An 813-nucleotide genomic window follows, 5' to 3' on the forward strand; every position below is an offset into this window, starting at 1 on the left:
AGTGCTTTGTCTTTGATTTTACGACCAACACGATTCATCAGCATGTCATGGTCTACTTCATCAAAGAACTTAGACAAGTCGATATCAACCGCTGTTTTATAACCTTGTTTAACACAAGATTGAACATGGCTCATTGCTTGACTGGCTCTTTTATGAGGGCGATAACCATAACTATGTGGTGAAAATTGAGGCTCAAAATAAGGGCTAATCACTTGAGCAATGGCTTGTTGGATCACTCTGTCGATAACAGCAGGGATCCCAAGCATTCGCTCACCGCCATCAGGTTTGGGTATCATCACGCGTTTGACTGGCAAGGGTTGGTAAGTGCCGTTAAGTAATTGTTGTTTAATACCTAACCAATGTAACTTAGCGAAGTGATTAAACTCTTCAATACTCATATTATCAATACCCGCAGCCCCTTTATTGCGCTTAACATGTTGCCATGCTACGCCAATATTGTGGTTGTTTAGTACCCTTGCCATCAGGTCATGATCTGTTTGGTTATATTCATTCGAGGTATTATTCACAGCAGAACGCTGTTCATCACTATCACAACACGGTGATCTATGTGAATTCAAGTTCATTTGTAGTGTCTCCTCTGGTTAAGATGTTCAGGCCTTCACCGTGTCCCCTCCATTACGATGGGCGTTTGGCTACTCGGCAACTGCTCCTGCGTTGCTCTACCTTCTGCATCCATGCAGTCGTATGCCATCTGCTGACTTCTGATAGATCACTCTAGCGATTACTCGATAAAGCGCGTCTAAACTAACGCTTGTTTACTGCTATTTCGCTCGCTGTAGGTCGCAGCAACCA

Annotated in this window: 1 protein-coding gene; it reads right to left on the minus strand. The window is 43.5% G+C overall.

What is annotated here, in order from left to right:
• The coding region (locus HH219_RS21645) for a reverse transcriptase domain-containing protein (protein WP_249118592.1) at positions 1–584 on the minus strand (584 nt) is incomplete at its 3' end.
• Between the last annotated feature and the right edge of the window lie 229 nt (positions 585–813).

This window comes from Pseudoalteromonas sp. NEC-BIFX-2020_015, from assembly GCF_012952265.1.
GTDB classification, from domain to species: domain Bacteria; phylum Pseudomonadota; class Gammaproteobacteria; order Enterobacterales; family Alteromonadaceae; genus Pseudoalteromonas; species Pseudoalteromonas neustonica.